Raw genomic sequence first — 25,880 nt, forward strand, 5'->3', positions numbered from 1 at the left:
TTCATTACTTATTTGTAAAGCTTCTCTTTACAAAAGTCTCTTGTATTTTCCAAATAAATCTCCATAATAGGAGCAGTATTTTAAAATTCTGCCAATGGAGCTTAAGAGTGTTTATATCCGCCCTACCAAAGCTCATATAGAACTCATTTAAAGGGTGTGATCCTTTTGAGTCTTGAGTCCCACAACAGAACGTATGCTAAAGGATTTTTATTATGGCTGATTTCAAAAATTTACGCTCGGCATCTGTTTCTCATGCCGATGCATCAATTGATCAAGGATTGCGTAGTTATATGCTAAGCGTTTACAATACAATGGCCATTGGTCTACTTGTTACAGCCGCTGCAGCTTATGCAATTGCATCATTGACCACAACAACAGATATGAACCTAGCGGCTGCCCAAATCAATAGCAGTGTTTACCTAACATCTTTTGGGGTAGCGTTTTATACATCACCTTTATCCTATGTTATTATGTTTTCGCCGCTTATAGCTGTTTTGTTTCTTAGTTTTAAAATTAATACGCTCAGCACAAGTGCTGCTCGTAGTCTCTTTTATGGCTATGCAATGCTTGTTGGCTTGTCATTATCATCAATTATTTTGCGTTACACACCAGAAAGTATTGTACAAACATTTGTTATCACCGCTGCAGCTTTTGGTTCTCTTTCGCTTTATGGTTACACCACAAAGCGTGATCTTACTGCTATGGGTTCATTCCTATTCATAGGTATGATTGGTTTGATGCTTTCCATGATTATTAATATTTTTCTTGGATCCGATGCTTTGCAATTTGCTATCTCTGTGATTGGCGTTTTGATTTTCGCTGGTTTAACAGCTTACAATACACAAACCATTAAGACTATGTATTATGAAGGCGATGAAGATGACACCCGTGGTCGTAAGATTATTATGGGCGCATTAAATCTTTATCTTGATTTCATCAATATGTTTGTTTTCTTGTTGCAATTTCTTGGTTCAAACCGTGATTAATTCAAAGACATTTTTATTTGAAAGCCCTACTTCCTTTAAGAAGTAGGGCTTTTTATTTTTTAATAAGCACTTTCTTTTACCTTAACCATGTTAGGAAAATATCCAAAATAGTAAAAAAATGACAAAAAAGCCTAATAAGTTAAGATTTCACTGGCCTACCAAATTTATTGAGAATAAATTTTATAATCCTTTCTTAAGTGCACTCCATAAGCGCTGTGGTTACCAGTCAAATACAACGAACCATCAGGCTAGCTACGACCTTGTAGCCGCTTCTTACAATGTTCATAAATGTGTAGGTGTTGATAAAGTTTTTAACCCCACTCGTATTGTGCGTGTTATTGCTGAACTACAAGCTGATATTCTCGCTCTCCAAGAAGTGGATAAGCGTTTTGAGGAACGTATCGGTTTTATTGATCTTGAATTTCTAAAATCTGAAACAGATCTAACTTTAGTCCCTTTAAACACAAAGTCACCCCATGGTCACGGTTGGCATGGCAATGCTCTTTTTTTACGCCAAGGACACGTGCGTGATATTTTGCAAATCAATTTACCCGGCATTGAACCACGTGGTGCCGTGATTGCAGAATTAGAAATGAATATGGGAGCTATTCGTGTTATTGCCGCTCATTTTAGTTTATTGCGTCATTCTCGTAATAAACAAGTAAAAATGCTTCTTGCGTTGCTGCAAAAACGCCCCTTTATGCCTACACTCATCATTGGTGATCTTAATGAATGGCGTGTTGGAAAAAGATCATCATTGCATCATTTTTCTCTTTATTTTGATACCACACTTGGAGTTGTACCAAGCTTTCCCTCTCGCTTTCCTTTTCTTGCTCTTGATAGGGTTTTTGCTTTCCCTCATCAATTAATAACAGGCGTTGAAAGTCATCTCTCTCCTCTGGCCCGTATTGCCTCGGATCATTTACCTATTAAGGCTTATCTTGATCTTGGCAATACAATAACTTCTCTTAAGAATAAAGAAGCTAATGCGCTTCATCCCAATTTTGAGCAACCATGACCTTCACTTCAAGCGGCACAGATAAGGATAATGCTGGCATTGTGGCATTTTCCATCACCTTTTTAACAATAGCTTTAGTTTTTTCACTTTCAGCTTTCGGTATTTCAAAAATTAGTTCATCATGAACTTGCAGCAACATTTTAGCAGACAGTCCTTCTTTTTCTAAAGCACCTTCCATTTGTATCATAGCACGGCGAATAATATCTGCTGCTGATCCCTGAATAGGTGCATTGATAGCAGCACGTTCATTAAAAGCACGGACTTGTCGATCTCTTGCCTTTATCTCTGGATAATGGATACGACGTCCAAAAATAGTCTCTACGTAACCATGTTGACGTGCAAATATTTTCGTCGCTTCCATATAAGATTGAATTCCTGGAAATCTCTCAAAATAGACACGAATATAGTGGCTTGCTTCTTCCCGAGAAATACCAAGTTGATTTGCTAAACCAAAAGCTGATATACCGTAAATAATGCCAAAATTAATCGCCTTTGCACGACGACGTACATCTGAGGACATTCTCTCTATCGCAACACCAAACATCTGGGACGCAGTCATAGCATGAATATCTTGCCCTTGTGCAAAAGCTTCTTTTAACGCAGTAATATCCGCAATATGTGCAAGAAGGCGCAATTCAATTTGGCTATAATCAGCTGATAAGAGCAGACAGCCTTCAGAAGCAATAAAAGCTGTTCGAATTTTACGCCCCTCAATAGTCCGAATTGGAATGTTTTGTAAATTAGGCTCTGAGGATGATAACCGCCCTGTTGATGTTGTTGCGAGAGAATAATTTGTATGAACACGCCCCGTTTTAGGCGAGATATAAGAGGGCAAAGCGTCTGTATAGGTAGATTTTAACTTTGCAATTTGGCGCCAATCAACAATTTTACGTGGCAACATATGACCCTCAGCAGCCAATTCCTCCAAGATCTGTGCAGAAGTTGACCACTGCCCACCTTTTGTTTTAGCCCCTCCAGGCAAACCAATTTTACTAAAGAGTATATCCCCCAGTTGTTTTGGTGAAGCAATATTAAATTGTTCACCAGCCAGCTGATAAATTTCTTCTTCTAAACTTAAAGCAGCTTGTGCTAATTCGCCTGAAAGACACGATAAGATCTGCCGATCAACAAGAATGCCGCGTTCTTCCATTCTTGCAAGAACCTCTATTAAAGGTCGATCAAGACGTTCATAGATCTTTGTCATCCCCTGTGCAACAAGCTGTGGTTTCAAAACTTGCCATAAACGTAGCGTTATATCTGCATCTTCTGCTGCATAAAGAGTTGCCTGTTTCAAATCCACTTGTGCAAAAGAAACAATCTTTTTTCCATCACACGTTAAATTCTTGTAAGCAATTGGTGTATGCCCAAGCCAGCGTTCAGACAAAACATCCATACCATGTGTCGATATTCCGGCATCTAAAACATAGGACAAAAGCATTGTATCATCGAAAGAACGTATCGTAATATCGTATTGCCTCATAACCAACCAGTCATATTTCATGTTCTGACCAATTTTGAGCACTGCCTGATTTTCTAGTATCGGCTTTAAAAGCGCTAAAGCCCTTTGTGTCTCAATTTGTCCAACAATACGCTCTCCTCCAAAAAGATCGTTTCCTCCTTCAATATGTTCCAAGGGTATATAGGCAGCTTTATTAGGCTGTAATGCCAATGAAAAACCGACAAGTTTGGCTTGCATAGGATCAAGAGACGTTGTTTCCGTATCAAAGGAAAAATAGCCTTGTTCTTCTGCTTCCAATAACCACTTTTTCAAAATATCTTCATCAAGAAGAGTTTCATAAGCATCTCTTGTGATAACTTGGGTAAAAGCTTGTTCTTTACGTTTTTGCGCTAAAAATTGTGGGCAATTTTCAGAAGAAGTATGAGATAACGCTGCGTCAGCTTTTTGAACATCTAGATCAGGCCCATGAACAGTCTCTGTCCACTCAGTCTCTACATCACATGCCTCGATAATCGTTGCATCACACTCGGTGGCTTCTGCAACACGACGAGTCAGTGTTGTAAATTCCATAGCTTTTAGAAAAGCAATCAAGCGTGGACCATCTTGTGGCTCCAAAATAAAACTATCTAAATCATTATCTATAGGAACATCTGTTTTAAGCTTGACCAATACGCGGGAAATCTCTGTTTGCTTACCGTAAGTTTGAATATTTTCACGTCGTTTTGTTTGCTTAATTTCTGACACATGTTGCAACAAAAGATCGAGAGACCCAAACTGATTCAATAATTGAGCCGCAGTTTTGGGACCAATACCTGGTATACCCGGTATATTATCGACTGGATCTCCAGTTAAAGCTTGTAAGTCGACCATCTTGTCAGGTGTTACACCCCATTTTTCCACAACCTCAGCAACCCCTATATGTTTGTCTTTCATCCCATCATACAGGGACACATGTGCATTCACCAATTGCATTAAATCTTTATCAGAAGAAATAATGGTTGTCTTTGCACCAACTTGAGTTGCTAAATGTGCATAAGTCGCAATTAAATCATCAGCTTCAAACCCTTCTTTTTCGATACAAGGCACATTAAAAGCCTTGGTAGCTTGCCTTATCAAAGAGAATTGAGGGATAAGATCGTCAGGAGGCGTTGCCCTATTAGCTTTATATTCAGGATAAATTTGCTTACGAAACGTATGAGATGAATGATCAAAAATAACAGCAAAATGTGTCGGAGTGAGACCAACAGCAGTGTTACGGGCATCACAGAGTAATCTCCATAGCATATTACAAAAGCCAGAGACAGCTCCCACAGGAAGTCCATCTTTTTTGCGCTTTAAGGGTGGAAGAGCATGATAAGCACGAAAAATGTAGCTTGATCCATCAACCAAAAAAAGGTGATCATTTATTTTCATAATCGTTACATCTCTCCCTTTAAACCTAGAGCAGGTTCAACTTTATACTTTTTTTGATATTTTTCAAAAATTTATTAAATTGCCTCTGAAAAGCCATTTTTTTGTTTTTATAAAACACTATGCCGTTACGGTTTAGAGTCAGTACCGAGAGCTTTTCTTTGCTATTATAGAGGGTGCTATTGCTTTCATTTACTCCTTCTATAGTAGCTGAAGGTACAGTGTAACGGTTAGGTCGTTGTGGTGTCCCCCTCCCCACAACGACCAATTTTAGGAGTAGTTTCTCAAAGGGCTATATTCTTCTTAAGGGATCTTGAACTGATTCCATAAAGCTTTTTTGCCTATTTGGTTGACCAGGTCAGCATGCATGCTTTTTTCTTGTTCACTTAACCTTGGAGGCAGGGCCTGTGGGCGAATTTTAAAGACATAAGAAATATTGCTGCCATTTTCAGTGTTTAAATGACGACCATTACTGTTATAAAATCCTAATGTTCCCTGTTTACCCCCAATTAATTCAATATAGACATCAGCAAGAATTTCTGCATCAAGAAGAGCACCATGAAGAATACGGTGACTATTATCAATCCCAAAACGTTTACATAAAACATCAAGAGAATTAGGCCCCATAGGAAATTTTCGCCGCGCCATAGCTAATGTGTCGATGACATTATCAATGCTGATCAGTGGCTTATTTACCCGTTTTAATTCTGCATTAAGAAAGCTAATATCAAAATTTGCATTATGAGCAATCATCATTGCGCCATCTATAAATTCTAGAAGCTCATCAGCAATATCATCAAATTTTTTTTCACCTTTTAAACGCTCATTGGTCAATCCGTGGATTGCGACAACCTCGTCAGGAATAATAACCCCTTGCGGATTCAAATAGACATGGAATTGGCGTCCTGTAAGATAACGATCAACCATTTCCACACAACCGATTTCAATAATACGGTCGTTATCTTTATCTAAACCTGTTGTTTCAGTATCAAAAATAATTTCACGCATTGCTTTAATTCTTTAAAGAAGGGTCTTTTGATAATTTTTTTATCACATGCAAAACTTGTTTGCGTGTATCCTCTAAATCTTTCCCTGTATCAATGACAAAATCAGCACGCTCTTTTTTTTCTTCATCAGACATTTGTCGATTATTGAGAATTGCAAATTTCTCCTCACTCATATTCGGACGACTCATTGCGCGTTTCTTTTGTATTTCTGGTGGTGCAGAAACAACAACCACACTATCTACTCGACTTTCACTTTTTGTTTCAAAAAGAAGTGGAATATCAAGCACAACTAATTCTTTTCCTTGTTGGCGTGCTTTTTCAATAAATTTTTGTTCTTTTTTCCGTACCAAGGGATGAATTGTTTTTTCTAGTATTTGTAGTTTTTCATGATCTTTGGCCAAAATTTTAGAAAGCTCTTGGTTATTCACCCGGCCATTTTCAACAACATCAGGAAAAATACGCGCTATAAGTGACACAGTTGGATTACTTTTATAAAGCTGTTGTACAGCTTCATCCGCACTAAAGACAGGAATACCAGCTTGTTTAAAAAAACTCGCCGTTGTTGATTTTCCCATAGCAATTGATCCAGTCAATCCTATAATTTTCATCCCCTATTTTCACCCATATCTTCTAAAATTGCTGCCCGTAATTCTTTTGTTACTGATGGTCTCACTCCAAACCATTTTTCAAAGCCAGGAACAGCCTGGTGTAAGAGCATACCAAGTCCGTTGACTGTTTTTAAACCATGGGCTTTTGCTTGTTGTAAAAAAGGTGTAATCAACGGAGTATAGACAACATCTGTTACCAATGCTGTTGGTTTTGTTTTGTGAAAATCAAAAAAAGCCCCGTTTTCTCTTTCACTAAAGTTTATCATATCCATAGAAGTCGTATTCACAATTAAATCTGCCTGACGAGCTTTTTCACAAGAGCTACACCAATCATAGACTTTTATAGTAGATTTTCCGAAATATTCAGCTAAATCATCTGCATTTTTTTTTGTACGATTGAACAAAAAAATACGCTCAAATTTTCGTTTTTTTAAAGCGTAGATAATAGCACGCGCTGCACCCCCAGCACCGAAAACAAGAGCCGTTTCCCCAGCCCAACCAGGAACAAAATCATCAAGATTAGCACTAAAACCATAAGCATCACTATTTGTAGCAAGAAGTTTTTTCCCTTCAATCCACAATGTATTCGCAGCACCAATAGCTGTTGCTATTCCATCTTTATAATCTGCTAAACGAAAAGCTTCTTGTTTATGTGGTGAAGTAACATTACCTCCCAAAAAATTCCCTTTTTTTATTGATGCAATAAAATTACTAAATTCTCTGACTGTTACTTCTTCTGAAACAGATTCCCCCTGTAAACCATAGTATTTAAGCCAAAACTTATGAATTTTTGGTGATTTTGAATGATGAATAGGATAACCAACAACAAAAACACGTGAACATATTTTCTTGTGATCTACTAAATCAACCATCAATAACCCCGAGATGACGTAATTTAGCTAACAAAGGCAATAAGGGTAAGCCAATAATCGTGAAATAATCTCCCTCTATTTTTTCAAAAAGATGAATTCCTTCCCCTTCTATCTGATATATCCCTAAACTCTTGAGTACATCCATCCCTACATGCTCTAAATAACGCTCAATGAATTTTGATGAAAGAAAACGCATTGTCATGTGAACACTAAAAACTTCAGACCAGATTTCTTGGCCATTTTGGACTAAAGCTACTGCACTATGAAGAGAATGTGTTTTCCCTGATAAACTATGCAAACGTTGATGTGCTTCTTTCCTGTTTGTAACTTTATGAAAAACCTGACCTTCTAAATCAAGAACCTGATCACAACCAATGATCAATGTATTAGGAAAGCGATCAGAAACATTTTTTGCTTTAGCAATTGCAAGAAAACGGCTAAGCTCTTTTGGAGTTTTAGTGCCTATTTTTTTTTCCACTTCTCGTTCATCAAAAGAAGCTCCTTCAACGGAAAAATTCAAACCGGCATTTTTTAATAGTTGCGCACGATGAAAACTACGAGATGCTAAAATTAACGTATTTTTTTTCATAGAATTTCTCTTAATTTTTCTTCACGAAATCGTGATAAAAGCTCAAAAACTGCAGCTGCAGTTTCTTCAATAGAGCGCCTTGTAACATCAATTATAGGCCAACCAAAACGTTCACAAATGCGTTTTGCATAAGTTAATTCTTCAGCTATGTTGACACGATCAGTGTATCTTTCAATAGAAACATCCTTTCCTAATTCTCTATTTTGACGAACATGTGAAATCCGTTCAGCTGAAGCAATTAAACCAATAATTAGGGAATTTTTTTCTTCTAAAAGAGCCTTTGGTAAGTCAATTCCTGGAATAAGAGGCACATTGGCAGTTTTTATTCCGCGATTTGCTAAATAAATACTGGTTGGTGTTTTAGAAGTTCTTGAAATTCCTACAAGAATAACATCCGCATTGAATAAGTCATCTGAAGATTGTCCATCATCATGTTCTATTGTAAAATCTAATGCTTCAATCCGACGAAAATAATCTGTATTAAGGTCATGCTGTGCACTAACGCGCAAGTTTTTTGGTGTTCCAAGATAAGACTGAAAAACATTTAAAACTGGATCGAGGACAGCAGCACAGGGAACTCCTATTTTTGTGCATTCTCTACTAAGAAGCTGTTTAATTTCTTGATCAATGATTGTGTAAAGAACAATTCCCGGTTCTCTTTGAATTTCATCAAGAACTCGCTGCAACTGTGTTTTATTGCGAATCATTGGATAAATATGTTCTATCGGCTGAATTGTAGGATATTGCGAGGCTACAGCCTTTCCAGCAGATATTAATGTTTCCCCCGTTGCATCAGAAACCATATACAAATGAAAGAAGTTTTTTTCTTTTTTCATGTAAATTTTAACGTCTTGTTAATAGATGTGTATATAATTTTAAAGCTTTTCGAAAAATAAAAACTCAGAGAAAATTTTTCACTCTTATGCACAAATCGAAAAACTATAATAAACAAATCTCTTTTATCAACAAAGAGTGGGGATAATATCTCTAACATATTTTTATTATTTCTTTTTTTATTTCTTTTTTTGAAAAAAAATTGAGGATAAGTAGACTATAAATAATAATTCACATTAAACACAGTTTTAAATAAGAATAATCCTCTCTTCCTTTTAAAATATATTTTTTATAAAAATTTTGAAAATAAAAATCCTATTGATAAATAATCTTTTTAAAACTGGGAAAAGGTATTAATCTGCAATCATATAGAAAACAAACAGACTATTTCTTTCAGATTTGTTTTAAAAAATTTTCTCATGTGAGATAAACTAATTATTTTATGTAATTCTTAAGATTATACGTAAAAATAAGGTATAAGAGCACCTCTTGCAGTTTAGGAAAGTTAAGTGTATGATGCCTTTATCCCAAAAGAGTGTCCATTCTCTAATTTTTCCCAAAAAAGTTGGATCTTTTCGAAAATAATTCCCTATTCTAAATTTTAAAGAGAACATTTCATGCAAGAAATGAAACTACAAGAACTTAAAAGTAAAAGCCCTGTTGAGCTTATCTCTTTTGCCGAAACACTGGAAGTTGAAAACGCTTCACTGATGCGTAAACAAGAATTGATGTTCGCCATCTTGAAAAAGCTCGCTTTGCAAGACGTAGAAATTATTGGGGAGGGCGTTGTTGAAGTTTTACAAGATGGATTTGGATTTTTACGATCTGCTGATGCTAATTATCTTCCAGGGCCTGATGATATTTATATTTTACCCTCACAAATTCAATCTTTTTCTCTAAAAACAGGGGATACTGTTGAAGGCCCTATACGCGGTCCGAAAGAGGGAGAACATTATTTTGCTCTCCTTAAAGTGAATAAAATAAATTTTGAAGATCCTGAGAAAATTCGCTATAAAATTCATTTTGACAATCTTACACCTCTTTATCCAAATGAGCCTTTCCGAATGGAAATTCAAGATCCTACGGAAAAGGATATATCATCACGAATTGTTGATTTAATATCTCCACTAGGAAAAGGTCAGCGAGGATTGATTGTAGCTCCTCCTAGAACAGGAAAAACAGTTTTATTACAAAATATAGCTCATTCTATTACAACTAATCACCCTGAATGTTATCTTATTGTTCTTTTGATTGATGAACGTCCGGAAGAAGTTACAGATATGCAGCGTTCTGTAAAGGGAGAAGTGGTTTCTTCTACCTTTGATGAACCGGCAATACGTCATGTACGTGTAGCTGAAATGGTTATTGAAAAAGCTAAGCGTTTGGTTGAATATGGGCGTGATGTTGTTATTCTTCTTGATTCAATTACCCGTCTTGGGCGAGCGTACAACACCGTTGTTCCTTCATCAGGAAAGGTTTTGACAGGTGGTGTTGATGCCAATGCTTTGCAACGTCCAAAGCGCTTTTTTGGTGCAGCACGTAATATCGAAGAAGGTGGATCTTTAACTATTATTGCGACAGCCCTAATTGATACGGGTAGTCGTATGGATGAAGTTATTTTTGAAGAATTTAAAGGAACAGGGAATTCGGAAATTGTTCTTGATCGTAAGGTTTCTGACAAACGTATTTTCCCAGCTATGGATGTTTTAAAGTCAGGAACGCGTAAAGAAGATCTTTTAGTAGCACGTCAAGATTTGCATAAAATTTTCGTACTTCGTCGTATTTTAGCTCCGATGAATATAACAGATGCAATGGAATTTTTGATTGATAAATTGAAACATACAAAAAATAATAGTGAATTCTTTGATTCAATGAATACTTAGAAACATAATATTTAAAAATTTAGGATTAATCCTGTGGATACAATCTTTGCTGTTTCAAGTGGGTTATTGCCTTCAGGCGTCGCAGTCATAAGAGTTTCTGGTCCTCGTGTTGTTGATATTGTAAAAACGCTTTGTGGTTGTTTGCCTAAAGCGCGTTTTATGCATCACGGGGATCTTATTGCACGTGATGGTAGTTTTTTGGATTCCGCTTTAACTGTTTTTTTCCCCCGTCCTCATAGTTTTACAGGAGAGGATTGTGCAGAATTTCATTTGCATGGAGGAAAAGCCGTTGTTAATCGCTTTCTTGATGAATTATCTACATTTACTGGATGTCGTCTTGCAGAAGCAGGCGAATTTTCACGTCGAGCATTTATTGAGGGAAAAATAGATCTCGTTCAAGCAGAAGGTCTTGCTGATTTAATAGAAGCAGAGACAGAAAGCCAAAGACGTTTAGCTGTTATGGGTGCAAATGGTCATCTGACAGAGCTTTATCGTCATTGGCGCAATAAACTTATGACAGCACGCGCTTTGATTGAAGCAGAGCTTGACTTTTCTGATGAGGCAGATGTTTCTAATTTTTCCTCTGATAAAGTCTGGCAAAATATGCAGGAGCTCAGCGATTCACTTTGTGAACATATAGCTGAAGGAGAACGCGCGAATATTTTACGTGATGGAATAAAAGTCGTTATTGTAGGTGTTCCAAATTCTGGAAAATCAAGCATTATCAACCGTCTTGCAGGAAGACCTGTAGCTATTGTGACTGAAGAGGAAGGAACAACACGTGATGCTTTAGAGGTCAGATTAATTCTCGGTGGCTTACCTGTTTTAGTAATGGATACTGCTGGTTTTAGGGAAACAGAAAGCAAAATCGAACAATTAGGAATAGATATTGCAAAGCAACATGTTTTGGATGCTGATCTTGTGATTTTGGTTGATGACATGAAAAATCCTCAAAAAATCTCTTTACCAAATACATCAGCTGAAATATGGCGTGTTGGTAATAAACTTGATATTTGTGAAGGTGATAAAACGCGTTGGCCCATACAATTTTCAGCATTGAATGGTTTAAATTTTGATTATTTTTTAAAAGAAATAGAATCTTTTTGTTTGCATCGTATTGCTGAGATTGGAAATATTTTTCCAGCACGAAAAAGGCAGATTCAGTTATTGAAAGAGGCTGTTAAAGAAATTGATTCTTCAATAAATTATACTTTTCTTGATTTAAGTTTACGTGCAGAGCATCTTCGCCGTGCTAGTGATGCTCTTGGACGAATTACAGGCGATATTGATGTTGAGGATTTGCTTGATATTATTTTTTCACAATTTTGTATTGGTAAATAATGTTTCACGTGAAAAATTAATTATTTCATAGACATCTTTATAAGATCATGTATTTTAGGACTCTGTTTCACGTGAAACTTTACGGATGATTCTTTATGGAATGATCAAATGCAATCATATGACGTTATTATCGTTGGAGGGGGGCATGCTGGCTGTGAAGCTGCTTCAGCTTCTGCACGCACTGGAGCACGGACGGCACTCGTTACATATCGCTTATCGGACATGGGGACAATGTCTTGTAATCCAGCTATTGGTGGACTTGGAAAAGGACATCTGGTCCGCGAGATAGACGCTTTAGATGGCTTAATGGGGCGAGCTGCGGATTTTGCAGGAATACAATTTCGACTTCTTAATCGACGTAAAGGACCAGCAGTAAGGGGACCACGTACACAAGCTGATCGACAATTATACAAAAAAGCAATTCAAAAGCTTTTACGAGAGCAAGATAATTTATTTATCATTGAAGATGAAGTTGTTGACATAATTGTTAAAAATAATCGCGTTTCAGGTGTTTTTTTAAAAAATCAAGGAAATATTTTTTCTGGTGCTGTCGTTTTAACAACAGGGACATTCTTAAATGGTCTTATTCATATAGGTGATAAAACGTGGCCTGCTGGACGTATGGGTGAACAGGCAAGTGTGCAACTTGCTGAACGCTTAAAAAATTATGGGATCAGTTTTGGGCGATTAAAAACAGGAACTCCTGCCCGTCTTAGTAAAAAAACAATTCGCTGGGATGTTCTTCCTAAACAACAAGCTGATGAAGATCCAGTTCCTTTTTCTTTTTTAACAGAAAAAATTAAACAACCTCAGATTGAATGTGCAATAACACGTACAAATGCACAAACACATCACATTATTAGTGAAAATATTCACCGTTCTGCTTTATATTCTGGAGCTATTGAGGGAGTTGGGCCTCGTTATTGTCCTTCAATTGAAGATAAGATTATTAAATTTGGTGAACGTGATGGACATCAAATTTTCTTAGAACCAGAAGGATTAGAGGATGACGTTATTTACCCTAATGGTATATCGACCTCTCTTCCTGAGGATGTACAAATTTCTTTATTAAAAACAATAGAAGGGCTAGAAAATGTTAATGTTTTGCAGCCCGGTTATGCTATTGAGTATGATTTTATTAATCCACAATATCTTAGTAAAACCCTAGAATTACGATCTTTACCGGGATTATTTTTAGCTGGCCAAATTAATGGTACAACGGGATATGAAGAAGCTGCAGCACAAGGCCTTTTAGCTGGACTGAACGCTGCACGCCAAGTTGGGGGATTAGACGAAATTATCTTAAGTCGTTCTACGGCTTATATTGGTGTGATGATAGATGATTTAATTTCACGTGGAGTTTGTGAACCTTATCGAATGTTTACATCACGTGCTGAATTTCGTTTATCTTTGCGTGCTGACAATGCTGATGCTCGTTTAACACCTTTGGCACAAGAATGGGGTATTGTCAGCCATAAACGTTGGACATGCTATCAAAATAAACAGCAACGCCTTGATCATGCAAGATCAATCTGCCAAAAGCTTTTTTTGACTCCTAATGAAGCGTCTGCTCATGGATTACAAATAAATAATGATGGAGTTCGGCGTTCAGCTTATAGTCTTTTATCTTATCCTAACATGAATGTCGCACGCCTTACAGACTTTTGGCCACAATTGCACTCAATTGATGCTAAAACAGTTGAATCTTTAGAAATTGAGGCGCAATATGCGGTTTATTTAGAAAGACAAAAGCAAGATATTGCAGCTCTTCAAAGAGATGAAAGTTTAGAAATTCCCTCATCTCTTAATATTCAGGCTATTTATGGTCTTTCAAATGAGTTAAAAACAAAAATTCAGAAAATATCACCGCGTTCGATAGCAGATGCACAAAAAATTGATGGTATGACACCAGCAGCATTATCATTAATTATTACATATATTCAACGTCAACGACGCGAAAAGGGGAAATTGGCTTAATGGTTGTTTTGGTAGAACAAAAATATCAGGAGCTTTTAAATATGTTACCCTCTGTTTCACGTGAAACGATGGAAAATTTAATACAGTTTGAATCTCTTATCATTCAGTGGAATGCACATATTAATTTGATATCTGCTGCAACAGTACCATTTTTATGGACACGTCATATCTTAGATTCTGCGCAGATTTATCCTTTATACAGTCAATGTTTACATTGGTGTGATTTGGGTTCAGGAGGAGGATTCCCCGCTATTGTTATTGCTATCTTTCTTAAAGAAAAACAAAAAGGACACATTGATTTGATTGAAAGTAATGGAAAAAAAGTTGCTTTTTTACGAACAGTTATTGCTCAACTTAATCTTCCAGCAACTGTATATCATTGTAGAATTGAAGATGTTTATCAAAAAATCAATGCGCCAGAAATTATAACAGCACGAGGTTTAGCTTCATTAAATACTCTTTTGCAGCTAACATTTCCTTGGTTAAAACAAAAAACAATTGCTCTTTTGCAAAAAGGTAGGGATTACGCTATAGAAGTAGAAAATGCTTATGCCAATTGGCGCTTTAATTTACTGAAACATCAAAGTAAAATTGATGAAAATTCTGTTATTTTAGAAATTTCTCATGTTCGATCATGTCAAGGATAAACAAGATGAACGAAACACGGATCATCGCTGTTGCAAACCAAAAAGGTGGGGTCGGTAAAACAACTACAACAATTAATCTCGCAACAGCTTTAGCAGCTATTGGGAAAAATGTTCTTATTATGGATATTGATCCACAAGGTAATGCGAGTACAGCTCTGGGAATTGATCGTAATAATCGTCCTTTATCATCGTATGATGTTTTAGTTTCTGGAGTTTCAATTGCAAAGGCTGCTTTAAAAACGGTTGTTCCTAACCTGCATATTGTGCCTTCTACACTTGATCTTTTAGGTGTAGAAATGGAAATTGCTTCATCATTAGATCGTATTAAACGGTTGCGTAAAGCGCTTTGTGATGACCAAAAAGTCGCCAAAAAATTTAATTATATTTTGATAGATTGTCCTCCTTCACTTAACCTTTTGACATTAAACGCTATGGGGGCTGCGGATTCTGTTTTAGTACCGATGCAATGCGAATTTTTAGCGCTTGAAGGTTTAAGTCAGTTGCTTGAAACAGTAAAACAGGTGCGATATGCTCTGAATCCATCTCTAGAAATTCAAGGTATTGTGTTAACGATGTATGATGGACGTAATAATCTTTCAAATCAAGTTGTTGAAGATGTGCGCTCTTTTATGGGAGAAAAAGTTTATCGTACCGTTATTCCGCGTAATGTACGTGTATCTGAAGCCCCTTCTTTTGGTAAGCCAGCATTGCTTTATGATCTTAAATGTGCAGGGAGCCAGGCTTATTTACGATTAGCATCAGAAGTTATTCAACGTGAAAAACAAGCAGAAGCAGCTGCTTAAAAAATACAAGAAACGTGATTTATTGTAAAAATAAATTCAAAGAGCGAAGTTATGAATGAGGATCAATCAAAAAAGAGACTGGGACGTGGGTTGGCAGCGTTAATTGGAGATATCAATTTGGATGGTAATTCTGTATATCAATCAGAATATCAACCAGATTTCTCCGGATTGTCTGTTAAGTCAGAGATTGCTTTTGAAAAAATCGTTTCTATTGAGCTTATTTCACCCAACCCATGCAATCCGCGGCGCTATTTTACCGATTTAGAACTTGATGATTTAGCGCAATCAATTCGCCAACATGGTGTTATTCAGCCTATCGTTGTAAGGCCTTCGCGTAATTATCCAAACCGGTTTGAATTAATTGCTGGTGAACGGCGATGGCGTGCTGCACAGCGAGCAAATTTAAGTCAACTGCCCGTTATTATTCGCGATGTGGATGATAAGACAGCTTTAGAATTAGCCATTATTGAAAATATTCAACGCACGGATCTCAATTCTATTGAAGAAGGGAAGGGATATGAACTTTTGCTCAATGAGCATGGTTATACTCAAGTGGAGCTTGCGCAGATTATCGGAAAAAGTCGCAGCCATATTGCAAATACTCTCCGCTTATTAAAACTTCCACCTGAAGTGCAACAATTTGTGATAGAAGGTCAACTTTCAGCAGGTCATGCACGTTGTCTTATCACAGTTGATAATCCACGAGATTTAGCTAACAAGATTATTCGTGAAGGTCTTTCTGTACGTCAGGCAGAAATGCTTGCTAATGAACGAATGGACTCTGAAAATAAAAAGAAAATTGTAAAAGAAAAAGATGCAGAAACAGAATCTTTAGAAAAATTACTTTCCGATATCATTGGAATGAAAGTTATTATTCAGCATAGCAAAAAAGGCGGAAATTTAAAAATTCATTATTCTTCGTTAGAGCAGTTAGACGATATTTGTCGACGTTTGCAAGATTAATCAATAGTCTAAAAAAGCACGAATTCTGTTAATATGTTTTTGACCAAATTTTAAATTATCTTGAAATACGGTAGTTGTTTCGTCGAAAAAAGCATCCGTATCTTCGAGTGCCGTGACTGCTATCAATGTTGCTTGCAGCGCGATAAAGCCTATAACGTAATCTTTAGGAGTAAGGCCATTATTGTCTAAAATTTCTTTTAAATGTGGTCGACTAGACACAAAAGCAATAAGTCCTTCAATGCTATGGTCATTTTCAGTGTGAGATGTTTGTAGTTCTGGAGGTAAATTGATAATTTTTTGTTTGGCTTTTTCCATTTTTTCAAGAAAATTTTCGGTTAAAGGATAATTGGCCACGATCTTTGGGTTGTTGGTAGGTGTCAGAATAAAGTGACCGTCTGGCTCATTTTTTATTGTTTCTTGAGCATAAGTTGCAAAAGGAAAAAGCAAAATAAAAAACACATGCAATGTAATTTTTAACATAGCTAAAAATAATCTCTTCTTTTTTGTAGGGGATGGCAAAAATCTCTTATCCATTTTATTTTTTGTTACAAACCTTCTCTATAAAGCGCTTTTTCTCCAGAAAGATAAAAGGTTTTCCTATATAAAGATTATCTAAAAAAATATAGCTTTTTGCAGGCAATAAAAAGGCATATTTTACTCTTTTTGAAGTTTTTGATTATGTATTTCAATAGTTCATAAAGAGCATTCATGTCATCACAATTTTGATGCACTTTGGAAGTGATTTTATTCAAAGTGCATCATACGCAGCTGTAACAAGCCTTTTTTATCATGAATGAACATACAAATTATCTTTTTGATAAATCAATGTTCAATCACTATGCATTCTCACCACGATAATATCTTGTGAGAAGTTTATAAAAACATTTGAAATGATGAGTCTGTGTTTAAGAATTGGATTCATCATCTTCTATCGGGGAAAAATCTGAATATTTGATAATGATAGGTAAGTGTATCATAACAAATAGAATTGTTATGGGTACAACACCAAACACTTTAAATGTAGCCCAGAAATCATTGCTAAAGTTACGCCAAATGATTTCATTCAAAAGAGCAAGAAAAGCAAAAAAGAGCGCCCAACAATAGGTAAGTATTTGCCATCCCTCATCAGTAATTTTAAAAGCAGAATCAAAAACATAACGTAATAATTGTTTTTTAAGCAATAAACTACCAAGAAGCATAAGGGAAAATAAACTATTAATAATTGTGGGTTTCACTTTAATAAAAGTATCATCCTTAAGCCAAAGGGTTAAAAAACCAAAAACGATAACCAGTAATCCTGAAATAAGGGGTATGATAGGAATGGTACGTACAATAATCCACGATAAACTGAGAGTAATAACAATCGCTACCATAAAAATAAATGTGGCAGGGTAAATAGGTTTATCAAAGTGTTTGAAAAGTTCAACATTATTGATCAACCATCTACCTTTGTAATTGGCAAGAAAAAAAATAACCAATGGTCCCATTTCCAAGAAAAATTTAAATGTAGGAGACACTTTTTGATTATTTTTGGTGTTTTGTGAATTAGATTTAAAAAGAGAGTGTTTCATGAGTATTTTCCTGTTATGGCTTGGGCAAAATCGGAGGCAGAAAAAGGTTCAAGATCCTCTGTATTTTCGCCTATACCAATGAAATAAACGGGTAATTTATATTTTGCTGCAAGAGCAACGAGAATTCCCCCCCGTGCGGTACCATCAAGCTTTGTCATAACCAAACCATTGACACCGGCAATATTACGGAAAATATCGACTTGATTAAGAGCGTTTTGCCCAGTTGTTGCGTCAAGTGTTTGGAGAATGGTGTGGGGTGCTTGAGGGTCATGTTTCCGCAAAACACGAATAATTTTCGCTAATTCGTCCATTAATTCAGTTTTATTTTGCAAACGTCCAGCTGTGTCAATGATTAATACATCGTTGTTTGCTTTTTTTGCTTTTTCATAAGCCTCAAAGGCTAAACTAGCGGCATCTGCACCAGATTGGGTTGAGACAACAGGAGCTCCTGTACGCTCACCCCAGATATGTAATTGTTCAATTGCTGCGGCACGAAATGTATCACCAGCAGCGAGCATAACTTTTAATCCATTTGAGGTTAATTTAGCCGCTAATTTTCCAATAGTTGTGGTTTTTCCGGTACCGTTTACACCAACAAACAAGATAACATGAGGTTTATAACTAAGATCAAGTTCTAACGGAATGGCAACAGGTTCAAGAACTTTTTTTATTTCATCTGCAACGATGGTATGAATATCATCTAAGGATAAGTTTTTTCCATAACGACCAGAGGACAAAATATCAGTAATATGTGAAGCTGTTTCTACACCAAGGTCGGCTTGGATAAGGATGTCCTCCAATTCTTGCAATGTGTCGGCATTGAGTTTTCGTTTGGTAAAAAGTGCACCAATAGAACCGCCTAATTGTTGCGAAGAACGTGATAATCCGTGTTTAAGGCGCTCAAACCATGCCACCTCTTTTTGTTCAACAGGAGGTGTTGGCAAGGGGGCTTCTTCTTTCTCTATGATTGTATCTGTAATGACGACTTTTTTTAAATTTGATTCGGAAGACTGAATTTCTTCACTGTGCGTCGTGGGATTTATATTGTACTCTTCCCTCTGTTTTTCCTTTTCAAGCTTTATAGAGGGATGATCGTTTTTTGTCGTTTCATTTTTAGATTTATTAAAAGAGAATATTTTTTTGATAAAAAACTTTGTCATAAGGACTTTCCTGCTCAAGCTGCATGTGATTCAAGATGTCTAGCAATTAATTTATTGCCATCGTGGTCAATAATGAGGGCTTTAACAATTGTCCCAGCTTTAGCACCTTTAATATGTGTAAGAGTATAATCTTCTGTTCGTCCAATTTCATCTCTTTCAACAAGGATTTTTTGTTTTGTATTTTGTAAATAAGAAAGATGTTTTTGGTAGGCTTTTTCACCTGCTTTGCGTAACTTTTCTGCACGCATTTTGATTGTTTCACGGTTAACTTGTGGCATGCGTGCTGCAGGAGTTCCTTTTCTCGGGCTGAAAGGAAAAACATGGAGATGTATCAAACCACAGTCATTAATCAAATTTAAGCTGTTTTGAAACATTTTTTCTGTTTCTGTTGGAAAGCCAGCAATTAAATCAGCACCATAAACCATAGAGGGGCGTTTAGCACGTAAATCTTGGCAAAATTGGATTGCATGTTCACGTAAATGCCGACGTTTCATTCGTTTTAAAATCATATTATCTCCTGCTTGTAGAGATAAATGCAAATGCGGCATTATTCTCTCTTCATAGGCTAAAAGATCGATCAATTCTTGGTCTGCTTCGATAGAATCAATAGAGGAAAGATGCAACCGTGGTAAATCAGGAATATGGTGCAAAATCGCTGAAACTAATTTTCCTAAAGTTGCTTTCCCAGGTAAGTTAGAACCGTAGCTTGTCAAATCAACACCTGTCAAAACAACTTCCTGAATACCATTATCTATAAGCCGTTTAATTTGTTCAATAATGGTCCCCATAGGAACTGAGCGTGATGGTCCACGGCCATAAGGAATGATGCAAAATGTACAGCGATGATCGCATCCATTTTGGATTTGTACAAAGGCGCGCGTGCGTCCTTCTATTGAATTAATCATATGCGGAGCATTTTTGCGCACTTCCATAATATCATTGACTCGAATTTTTTCATCATGATTAATTCCAAAATCCGGTAACTGACGGTAAGAGTGCGCATGAAGTTTATCTTCATTACCTAAAATCAGATCCACTTCCGTCATAAGGGAAAAATTGTCTGTTTCTGTTTGTGCTGCACATCCTGTAACGATGATGCGGGTGTGAGGGTTTTCACGTCTCGCTTTTCGGATAGCTTGTTTGGCTTGTCGTACAGCTTCGGAAGTGACAGCACAGGTATTAAAGATAATCGCTCCATCTTTGAGTTGATCAAGGCCAGCAGAAGAACTTTTTTGTCGTATAACTTCTGATTCATAGCTATTAAGGCGGCAACCAAATGTTACAATTTTTACCGACATCAAAGATGATCCTTTTTATAAGTCCCCGTTAGAGGGTTAAAAAGTCCACTAAATTCATGCTCTGTTGGGCCTGTCATGATGATATGTTCATCATCTCGATAGAGAATAGAGAGTATACCCTTTGGTAGATTAACGTCAATGTGGCGCTCTGTTAATCCACGGCGATAAGCAGCGACTGCACTTGCACAAGCAGCGCTACCGCATGCTTGTGTTAACCCAGCTCCTCGCTCCCACGTTCGTAAAGTTAGACTTTTCTTTGATGTTATCTGAGCAATGGAAATATTACATCTTTCTGGAAAAAGTGGATCATGTTCGAGCTTTGGTCCATATTTTTCTAATGGTATGTTTTGGATGTTACTTTCAATGAAAAAAATAGCGTGGAGATTACCAACGGAGACAAGACATGCGTCTTGTAGGGGGCCAGCTGTAATATCTACGTGATTAGTATCGATGATTTCACGTGAAACAGGCATATCTTTTGCGTTGAGATATGGACGCCCCATATCAACAGAAATGAGGCCATCAGTTTGGCGTTTACCTTCAACAATTCCAGTCGATGTTTCCAATCGAAAATTATTGCCTAAATTATGATTGGCTAACCATTCAATGACACAGCGTGTACCGTTGCCGCAAGCTTTTGCCATTGAGCCATCGGCATTCCATATTTCAATACGGAAATCCGCATCTTGAGTTGGGGGATGAATAGCCATGATTTGATCAAAGTGTGTTTGGGGGTTTGAAGCTAAAGCCTGAATTGCCTGTGGTGTGATGTTATGTATAGCTTTACGCAAATCAGCGACAATGATTTTATTTCCAAGACCGTTCATTTTGCTGAATGGTGTTTTCATAAAATTTCTCTATTTTAGTGACGCATGATCTGTATATCTGTATATAAGAGATATATGACTGAAAATTTTGTAAATTTCTAGTATTTGATAGAGATAAAGTCAGTAGTAAAAAACTATTGTTGTTTGAAAAAAGAATTTGCAATTATATTTTCATGATTTCTATTTATTAATTGTATCTAAACAAAAGTAGCTCATGATATAAGGATTGTAATCGTTTTTAGGTAAGCCTTTTATTGGTATGGGAGAGAGTAAAAGTCTATGACATGCTCAAAAATTTCATCTTTTATTATATTATCACTTATCGTTATTTTGAGTGGTTGTTCAACCCCGCAATTTAAGAGTGATAGCAGTACCCCAGACATTTTTTATCCTTTTTATTCTGCTGAGACAGTGTCAGATTCTATAATAACATCCGATTTACCCGAATCTGGAGAATTCACTTCAGTTGATGAAAAAGAAAGTCCTGACGATTCTTCACAAATGGCAAATTTTGAACCACCAAGTTATGCAATAAATTTATCTCCTGCAAGCATTGCTGGTGTATGGAATCTCTCTGTAGATAATACAGTTTGCCGAGTTGCAACACCACAAACGAAATTTGGTCAAGGATATAGTGCTCGTCCTTTATCATGTTCAAAAATATTCTCTGAGGTAAGATCGTGGGCTGTTAAGGGGAAAAAATTATATTTTTATGATGGATCTGGGCGTGTTGTTGCTGTTTTTTATTCCTTTAACGGAGGCCGTTTTGAAGGGTATATGTTTAATAATCAGCCAGCTATTTTAACCCGTTAGACCATTAAATCGTTCATAAAAAGAAGAGATATATACACGTGTATATAAAGGTTACTCTTATTGAAAGCGGTTTAAAAAGGGAATAGAGATAGATGGCTCTTGTTTCGACACGCTATAAAAAGTTAGTTTCTGAGGGAGAAATTAGTTTTGATCCAGCTCAATTGGCCCTAACAGAGCATTTTGATTATTTATTGCATAAAATTTTAACACAAAATACTTCTCAGTTTGGAGCATTTTGGCATCGTTTTAGAAAAAAGATAAAAGCATATTTCTGTGTTTCAAAACAAGTTAATACTGATAGCCACGTTCAAGGTCACATTCAAGGATTGTACATCTATGGTGAAGTAGGGCGAGGCAAAACCATGCTGATGGATTTGTTTTTTTCTTGTTTGCCACAAGGCAATAAAAAACGTTCTCATTTTAATGATTTTATGGCTGATGTCCATGAACGTGTTAATGTGCACCGTCAAGGACTTAAATCTGAAAAAACCAAACAGAATGATTCCATTCTTGCTATTGCAGAAGATCTTGCGCGAGAGGCTCGTGTGCTTTGTTTTGATGAGTTTAGTGTAACGGATATTGCAGATGCCATGATTCTTGGTCGTCTTGTAACCGCTTTATTTGATAAAGGGGTTATTTTAGTAGCAACTTCAAATGTTGCGCCTGATAACCTTTATTATAATGGTTTAAATCGCGCTCTCTTTTTGCCTTTTATTCAAGTTTTGAAGACATATGTTCACGTTATTAATCTTGATGCGAAAACAGACTATCGTCTCGAAAAGTCAAATTCGCAACATATGTATGTAACACCGTTGGGACTATCAGCAAATCAATGTATGGATAACGCGTGGATGTCGATTTTGCAGGGTCAAGAAGAAAGGTCTGAGGATATATCTGTCAAAGGGCGCTTGATTCATATCATGCGTTCTGGTGCTGGGGGTGCACGTTTCGATTATCAAGACCTTTGTGTAAAACCCTTGGCGGCAGCTGAATATTTAGCACTAGGAGAGCGTTACCATACGATTTTTATCGATAATGTTCCAATAATGGACGACGACGTTCATCGTAATGAAACAAAACGGTTTATTTTGCTTATCGATGTTCTTTATGAGCGCCATATAAGGTTGTTTATGTCAGCAGCAGCAGAACTTGAGAGTTTATATAGAGGGCGTTTGTCAACGACAGAAGGTTTCGAGTTTCAAAGAACACAGTCACGTCTTTTTGAAATGCAAAGCCAGGATTATCTAACTGTTTGGGCAGAACGATTTTTTGCAGGAAAAAGCGACCTCTTTACCTTTACGTAAAATGTTTAAATATAGCCCTTTAAATTTAAAAATATTGTATAACTTATTGTGTTTTTTTAAGTTCATCTTATCGATGAAATATGATAAGTCTCTAACAGTTGTTTTGAGAAATCTTATGTTATCTCAATAGATAAGGGAACTTTGATAAATCGTAATACTCTCTCATTTTTGATAGGTGTATTGAAAGTGGGGTAGAGTGAAGGGCTTAATATTTTGGCGTAGAGGAATTTGCGCCTAATCATCTGGTAGAAGTGAGAGAAAACAGGAATGAAACGGAAGAAAATAGCTCTTATTGGTTCAGGTATGATTGGTGGCACTTTAGCGCATATGATTGGGCTTAAAGAGCTGGGTGATATTGTCTTGTTTGATGTTGCAGAAGGGTTACCGCAGGGTAAGGCTCTGGATATTGCTGAATCTTCACCAGTTGATGGTTTTGATATCAACTTAACAGGTGCTAACGCTTATGAGGCTATAGAAGGAGCTGATGTTATCATTGTAACAGCAGGTGTTGCACGTAAGCCTGGTATGAGCCGTGATGATCTTTTAGGTATCAATTTAAAAGTTATGGAACAGGTTGGTGCGGGAATTAAAAAATATGCGCCTTCAGCATTTGTTATCTGTATTACCAATCCTCTTGATGCGATGGTTTGGGCATTGCAAAAATTTTCAGGATTGCCAGCACAAAAAGTTGTCGGTATGGCCGGTGTTCTTGATTCGGCTCGCTTTCGTTATTTCTTATCTCAAGAATTTAACATCTCTATTAAAGATATTACAGCCTTTGTTCTCGGTGGGCATGGCGATTCAATGGTGCCGTTAGTCCGCTATTCAACAGTGAGTGGTATCCCTTTACCTGATCTTGTAAAGATGGGCTGGACGACACATGAAAAAATAGATCAAATTGTTCAGCGTACGCGTGATGGTGGTGCAGAAATTGTGAGTTTGTTAAAAACGGGTTCTGCTTTTTATGCACCGGCTTCTTCTGCTGTTGCTATGGCCGAGGCTTATTTGAAAGATACTAGGCGTGTTCTTCCTGTTGCTGCCCGTCTTTCTGGTGAATATGGAATTAAAGATATGTATGTAGGGGTTCCTGTTGTCATTGGTGCTGGTGGTGTTGAACGGGTCATTGAAATTGATCTTAATGACAATGAAAAAAGCGCTTTTGAAAAATCTGTAAATGCAGTAAAGGAACTTTGTAAAACTTGCAGTGCTCTTGCGCCTAATCTCAAAGAATAATGAGAGTGTGCTGATCAAAATAAGATATTTAAATGTTGTGAGGATTGATTTAGTTATCCATAAAAGAAGAGGGAAAGTGAATGAATATCCATGAATATCAGGCCAAACGTTTGCTTCACGAATATGGTGCACCCGTTGCAAATGGTGTTGCTGTTTATTCTGTTGAACAGGCTGAAAAATGGGCAAAAAAATTACCTGGACCGCTTTATGTGGTGAAGAGTCAGATTCATGCCGGTGGTCGTGGTAAGGGAAATTTTAAAGAGCTTGATTCTGATGCAAAGGGTGGTGTTCGGCTTGCAAAATCGGTTGAAGAAGTTGTTGCCAATGTAAAAGAAATGCTTGGTAAAACTTTGGTGACAAAGCAAACAGGTCCTGAGGGTAAACAAGTTAATCGCCTTTATATCGAAGATGGTGCCAATATCGAACGGGAACTTTATCTTTCACTTTTAATTGATCGTACAACAGGTCGGGTTGCTTTTGTGGTTTCGACAGAAGGGGGCATGGATATTGAGACAGTTGCTGCAGAGACACCGGAAAAAATATGCACGCTTTCTATTGATCCTGCAGAAGGCGTGACTGACGCAGATTGTGTAAAGCTTTGTGATGAATTAAATTTGAGTGGTAATGCACGTGAAGACGGCGAAAAACTTTTTCCAATTCTTTATAAGGCTTTTTGTGAAAAAGATATGAGCCTTCTTGAAATCAATCCACTTATCGTCATGGATGATGGGAGATTGCGCGTTCTTGATGCGAAAGTTTCTTTTGATAACAATGCTTTGTTTCGTCATCCAGATATTCTAGGGTTGCGTGATATTTCGGAAGAAGATCCAAAAGAAATCGAAGCTTCAAAGCATGACCTTGCCTATATTGCTCTTGATGGTATGATTGGCTGCATGGTAAATGGTGCAGGCCTTGCCATGGCAACAATGGATATTATTAAACTTTATGGAGCTGAACCAGCAAATTTCCTTGATGTTGGTGGTGGTGCTTCAAAAGAGAAAGTAACTCATGCTTTTAAAATTATTACGGCTGACCCGAATGTTAAAGGTATTTTGGTCAACATTTTTGGTGGGATTATGCGTTGCGATGTTATCGCTGAAGGTGTGATTGCTGCTGTTAAGGAAGTTGGTTTGAAAGTGCCTTTGGTTGTGCGTCTTGAAGGAACCAATGTTGAACAGGGTAAAGCGATTATCAATGACAGTGGTTTGAATGTGATTTCTGCCAATGATTTAGATGATGCAGCTCAGAAGATTGTTGCAGCCGTAAAAGGAGCTTAA

Annotated in this window: 23 protein-coding genes; 12 read left to right on the top strand and 11 right to left on the bottom strand. The window is 36.9% G+C overall.

Translation table 11 applies throughout. From position 1 onward, the window contains the following. Nucleotides 1–212 precede the first annotated feature (212 nt). Both BARBAKC583_RS00005 and BARBAKC583_RS00010 read left to right on the top strand, forming a co-directional pair. Entirely contained in the window at nucleotides 213–986 is a 774-nt protein-coding gene (locus BARBAKC583_RS00005; protein ID WP_005765660.1) for a Bax inhibitor-1/YccA family protein, read from the top strand. A 118-nt stretch (nucleotides 987–1,104) separates the two neighbouring features. Further along, nucleotides 1,105–2,004: an endonuclease/exonuclease/phosphatase family protein gene (locus BARBAKC583_RS00010; protein WP_005765663.1), complete on the top strand. Its 900-nt coding sequence runs from the start codon at nucleotides 1,105–1,107 to the stop codon at nucleotides 2,002–2,004. On the opposite strand, the gene polA is transcribed toward BARBAKC583_RS00010, so the two are convergent. From polA to BARBAKC583_RS00050, 6 genes are all read right to left on the bottom strand, one after another. Then, nucleotides 1,970–4,876, bottom strand: coding sequence for a DNA polymerase I (gene polA / locus BARBAKC583_RS00015; protein ID WP_005765665.1), 2,907 nt, complete (start codon nucleotides 4,874–4,876; stop codon nucleotides 1,970–1,972). The two genes, BARBAKC583_RS00010 and polA, sit on opposite strands and share 35 nt — an antisense overlap. A 300-nt stretch (nucleotides 4,877–5,176) precedes the next feature. Beyond that, a complete protein-coding gene (gene dnaQ, locus BARBAKC583_RS00030; RefSeq protein WP_005765667.1) occupies nucleotides 5,177–5,881 on the bottom strand; it encodes a DNA polymerase III subunit epsilon in 705 nt (234 codons plus the stop codon). Between the two features lie 4 nt (nucleotides 5,882–5,885). Continuing rightward, a complete protein-coding gene (gene coaE, locus BARBAKC583_RS00035) occupies nucleotides 5,886–6,488 on the bottom strand; it encodes a dephospho-CoA kinase (RefSeq protein ID WP_005765670.1) in 603 nt (200 codons plus the stop codon). Then, entirely contained in the window at nucleotides 6,485–7,360 is an 876-nt protein-coding gene (locus BARBAKC583_RS00040; protein WP_005765671.1) for a shikimate dehydrogenase, read from the bottom strand. Before BARBAKC583_RS00040 ends, coaE begins: the two co-directional genes overlap by 4 nt. Further along, a complete protein-coding gene (locus BARBAKC583_RS00045) occupies nucleotides 7,353–7,949 on the bottom strand; it encodes a Maf family nucleotide pyrophosphatase (RefSeq protein ID WP_005765673.1) in 597 nt (198 codons plus the stop codon). Before BARBAKC583_RS00045 ends, BARBAKC583_RS00040 begins: the two co-directional genes overlap by 8 nt. Next, nucleotides 7,946–8,785 (bottom strand): pyruvate, water dikinase regulatory protein, encoded by an 840-nt coding sequence (locus tag BARBAKC583_RS00050; RefSeq protein WP_011807237.1) that lies wholly within the window; start codon nucleotides 8,783–8,785, stop codon nucleotides 7,946–7,948. Before BARBAKC583_RS00050 ends, BARBAKC583_RS00045 begins: the two co-directional genes overlap by 4 nt. A 615-nt stretch (nucleotides 8,786–9,400) precedes the next feature. Here BARBAKC583_RS00050 and rho point away from each other — a divergent pair. The 6 genes from rho (at nucleotide 9,401) to BARBAKC583_RS00080 (ending at nucleotide 16,397) form a co-directional block, all read left to right on the top strand. Next, nucleotides 9,401–10,666 (top strand): transcription termination factor Rho, encoded by a 1,266-nt coding sequence (gene rho, locus BARBAKC583_RS00055; protein WP_011807238.1) that lies wholly within the window; start codon nucleotides 9,401–9,403, stop codon nucleotides 10,664–10,666. Nucleotides 10,667–10,699: 33 nt separating this feature from the next. Next, nucleotides 10,700–12,007, top strand: coding sequence for a tRNA uridine-5-carboxymethylaminomethyl(34) synthesis GTPase MnmE (gene mnmE, locus BARBAKC583_RS00060; RefSeq protein WP_005765686.1), 1,308 nt, complete (start codon nucleotides 10,700–10,702; stop codon nucleotides 12,005–12,007). Between the two features lie 108 nt (nucleotides 12,008–12,115). Further along, on the top strand, nucleotides 12,116–13,984 hold the full coding sequence (mnmG, locus tag BARBAKC583_RS00065; protein ID WP_005765688.1) for a tRNA uridine-5-carboxymethylaminomethyl(34) synthesis enzyme MnmG: 1,869 nt from the start codon (nucleotides 12,116–12,118) through the stop codon (nucleotides 13,982–13,984). After that, entirely contained in the window at nucleotides 13,984–14,631 is a 648-nt protein-coding gene (gene rsmG, locus BARBAKC583_RS00070; protein WP_005765690.1) for a 16S rRNA (guanine(527)-N(7))-methyltransferase RsmG, read from the top strand. The genes mnmG and rsmG overlap by 1 nt, the downstream gene beginning before the upstream one ends. Nucleotides 14,632–14,636: 5 nt before the next feature. Continuing rightward, nucleotides 14,637–15,434 (top strand): ParA family protein, encoded by a 798-nt coding sequence (locus tag BARBAKC583_RS00075; RefSeq protein WP_005765692.1) that lies wholly within the window; start codon nucleotides 14,637–14,639, stop codon nucleotides 15,432–15,434. Between the two features lie 51 nt (nucleotides 15,435–15,485). Continuing rightward, nucleotides 15,486–16,397: a ParB/RepB/Spo0J family partition protein gene (locus BARBAKC583_RS00080; RefSeq protein WP_005765693.1), complete on the top strand. Its 912-nt coding sequence runs from the start codon at nucleotides 15,486–15,488 to the stop codon at nucleotides 16,395–16,397. On the opposite strand, the gene BARBAKC583_RS00085 is transcribed toward BARBAKC583_RS00080, so the two are convergent. The 5 genes from BARBAKC583_RS00085 to dapF form a co-directional block, all read right to left on the bottom strand. Then, nucleotides 16,398–16,877 (bottom strand): hypothetical protein, encoded by a 480-nt coding sequence (locus tag BARBAKC583_RS00085; protein WP_005765696.1) that lies wholly within the window; start codon nucleotides 16,875–16,877, stop codon nucleotides 16,398–16,400. A 425-nt stretch (nucleotides 16,878–17,302) separates the two neighbouring features. After that, nucleotides 17,303–17,968, bottom strand: coding sequence for a septation protein A (locus BARBAKC583_RS00090; RefSeq protein ID WP_005765698.1), 666 nt, complete (start codon nucleotides 17,966–17,968; stop codon nucleotides 17,303–17,305). Then, nucleotides 17,965–19,128: a signal recognition particle-docking protein FtsY gene (gene ftsY, locus BARBAKC583_RS00095; protein WP_005765700.1), complete on the bottom strand. Its 1,164-nt coding sequence runs from the start codon at nucleotides 19,126–19,128 to the stop codon at nucleotides 17,965–17,967. Before ftsY ends, BARBAKC583_RS00090 begins: the two co-directional genes overlap by 4 nt. A gap of 14 nt (nucleotides 19,129–19,142) precedes the next feature. Next, nucleotides 19,143–20,426: a tRNA (N(6)-L-threonylcarbamoyladenosine(37)-C(2))-methylthiotransferase MtaB gene (gene mtaB / locus BARBAKC583_RS00100; RefSeq protein ID WP_005765702.1), complete on the bottom strand. Its 1,284-nt coding sequence runs from the start codon at nucleotides 20,424–20,426 to the stop codon at nucleotides 19,143–19,145. Beyond that, on the bottom strand, nucleotides 20,426–21,274 hold the full coding sequence (gene dapF / locus BARBAKC583_RS00105; protein ID WP_005765704.1) for a diaminopimelate epimerase: 849 nt from the start codon (nucleotides 21,272–21,274) through the stop codon (nucleotides 20,426–20,428). Before dapF ends, mtaB begins: the two co-directional genes overlap by 1 nt. A gap of 258 nt (nucleotides 21,275–21,532) precedes the next feature. On the opposite strand from dapF, the gene BARBAKC583_RS00110 reads away from it, so the two are divergent. From BARBAKC583_RS00110 to sucC, 4 genes are all read left to right on the top strand, one after another. Next, nucleotides 21,533–22,066, top strand: coding sequence for an AprI/Inh family metalloprotease inhibitor (locus BARBAKC583_RS00110; protein ID WP_005765706.1), 534 nt, complete (start codon nucleotides 21,533–21,535; stop codon nucleotides 22,064–22,066). 92 nt (nucleotides 22,067–22,158) lie between these two features. Beyond that, on the top strand, nucleotides 22,159–23,370 hold the full coding sequence (gene zapE, locus BARBAKC583_RS00115; protein WP_005765708.1) for a cell division protein ZapE: 1,212 nt from the start codon (nucleotides 22,159–22,161) through the stop codon (nucleotides 23,368–23,370). A 267-nt stretch (nucleotides 23,371–23,637) separates the two neighbouring features. Further along, nucleotides 23,638–24,603: a malate dehydrogenase gene (mdh, locus tag BARBAKC583_RS00120; RefSeq protein ID WP_005765710.1), complete on the top strand. Its 966-nt coding sequence runs from the start codon at nucleotides 23,638–23,640 to the stop codon at nucleotides 24,601–24,603. A gap of 80 nt (nucleotides 24,604–24,683) precedes the next feature. Continuing rightward, a complete protein-coding gene (sucC, locus tag BARBAKC583_RS00125; RefSeq protein WP_005765712.1) occupies nucleotides 24,684–25,880 on the top strand; it encodes an ADP-forming succinate--CoA ligase subunit beta in 1,197 nt (398 codons plus the stop codon).

Origin of the sequence: Bartonella bacilliformis KC583 (genome assembly GCF_000015445.1) — a bacterium.
GTDB classification, from domain to species: domain Bacteria; phylum Pseudomonadota; class Alphaproteobacteria; order Rhizobiales; family Rhizobiaceae; genus Bartonella; species Bartonella bacilliformis.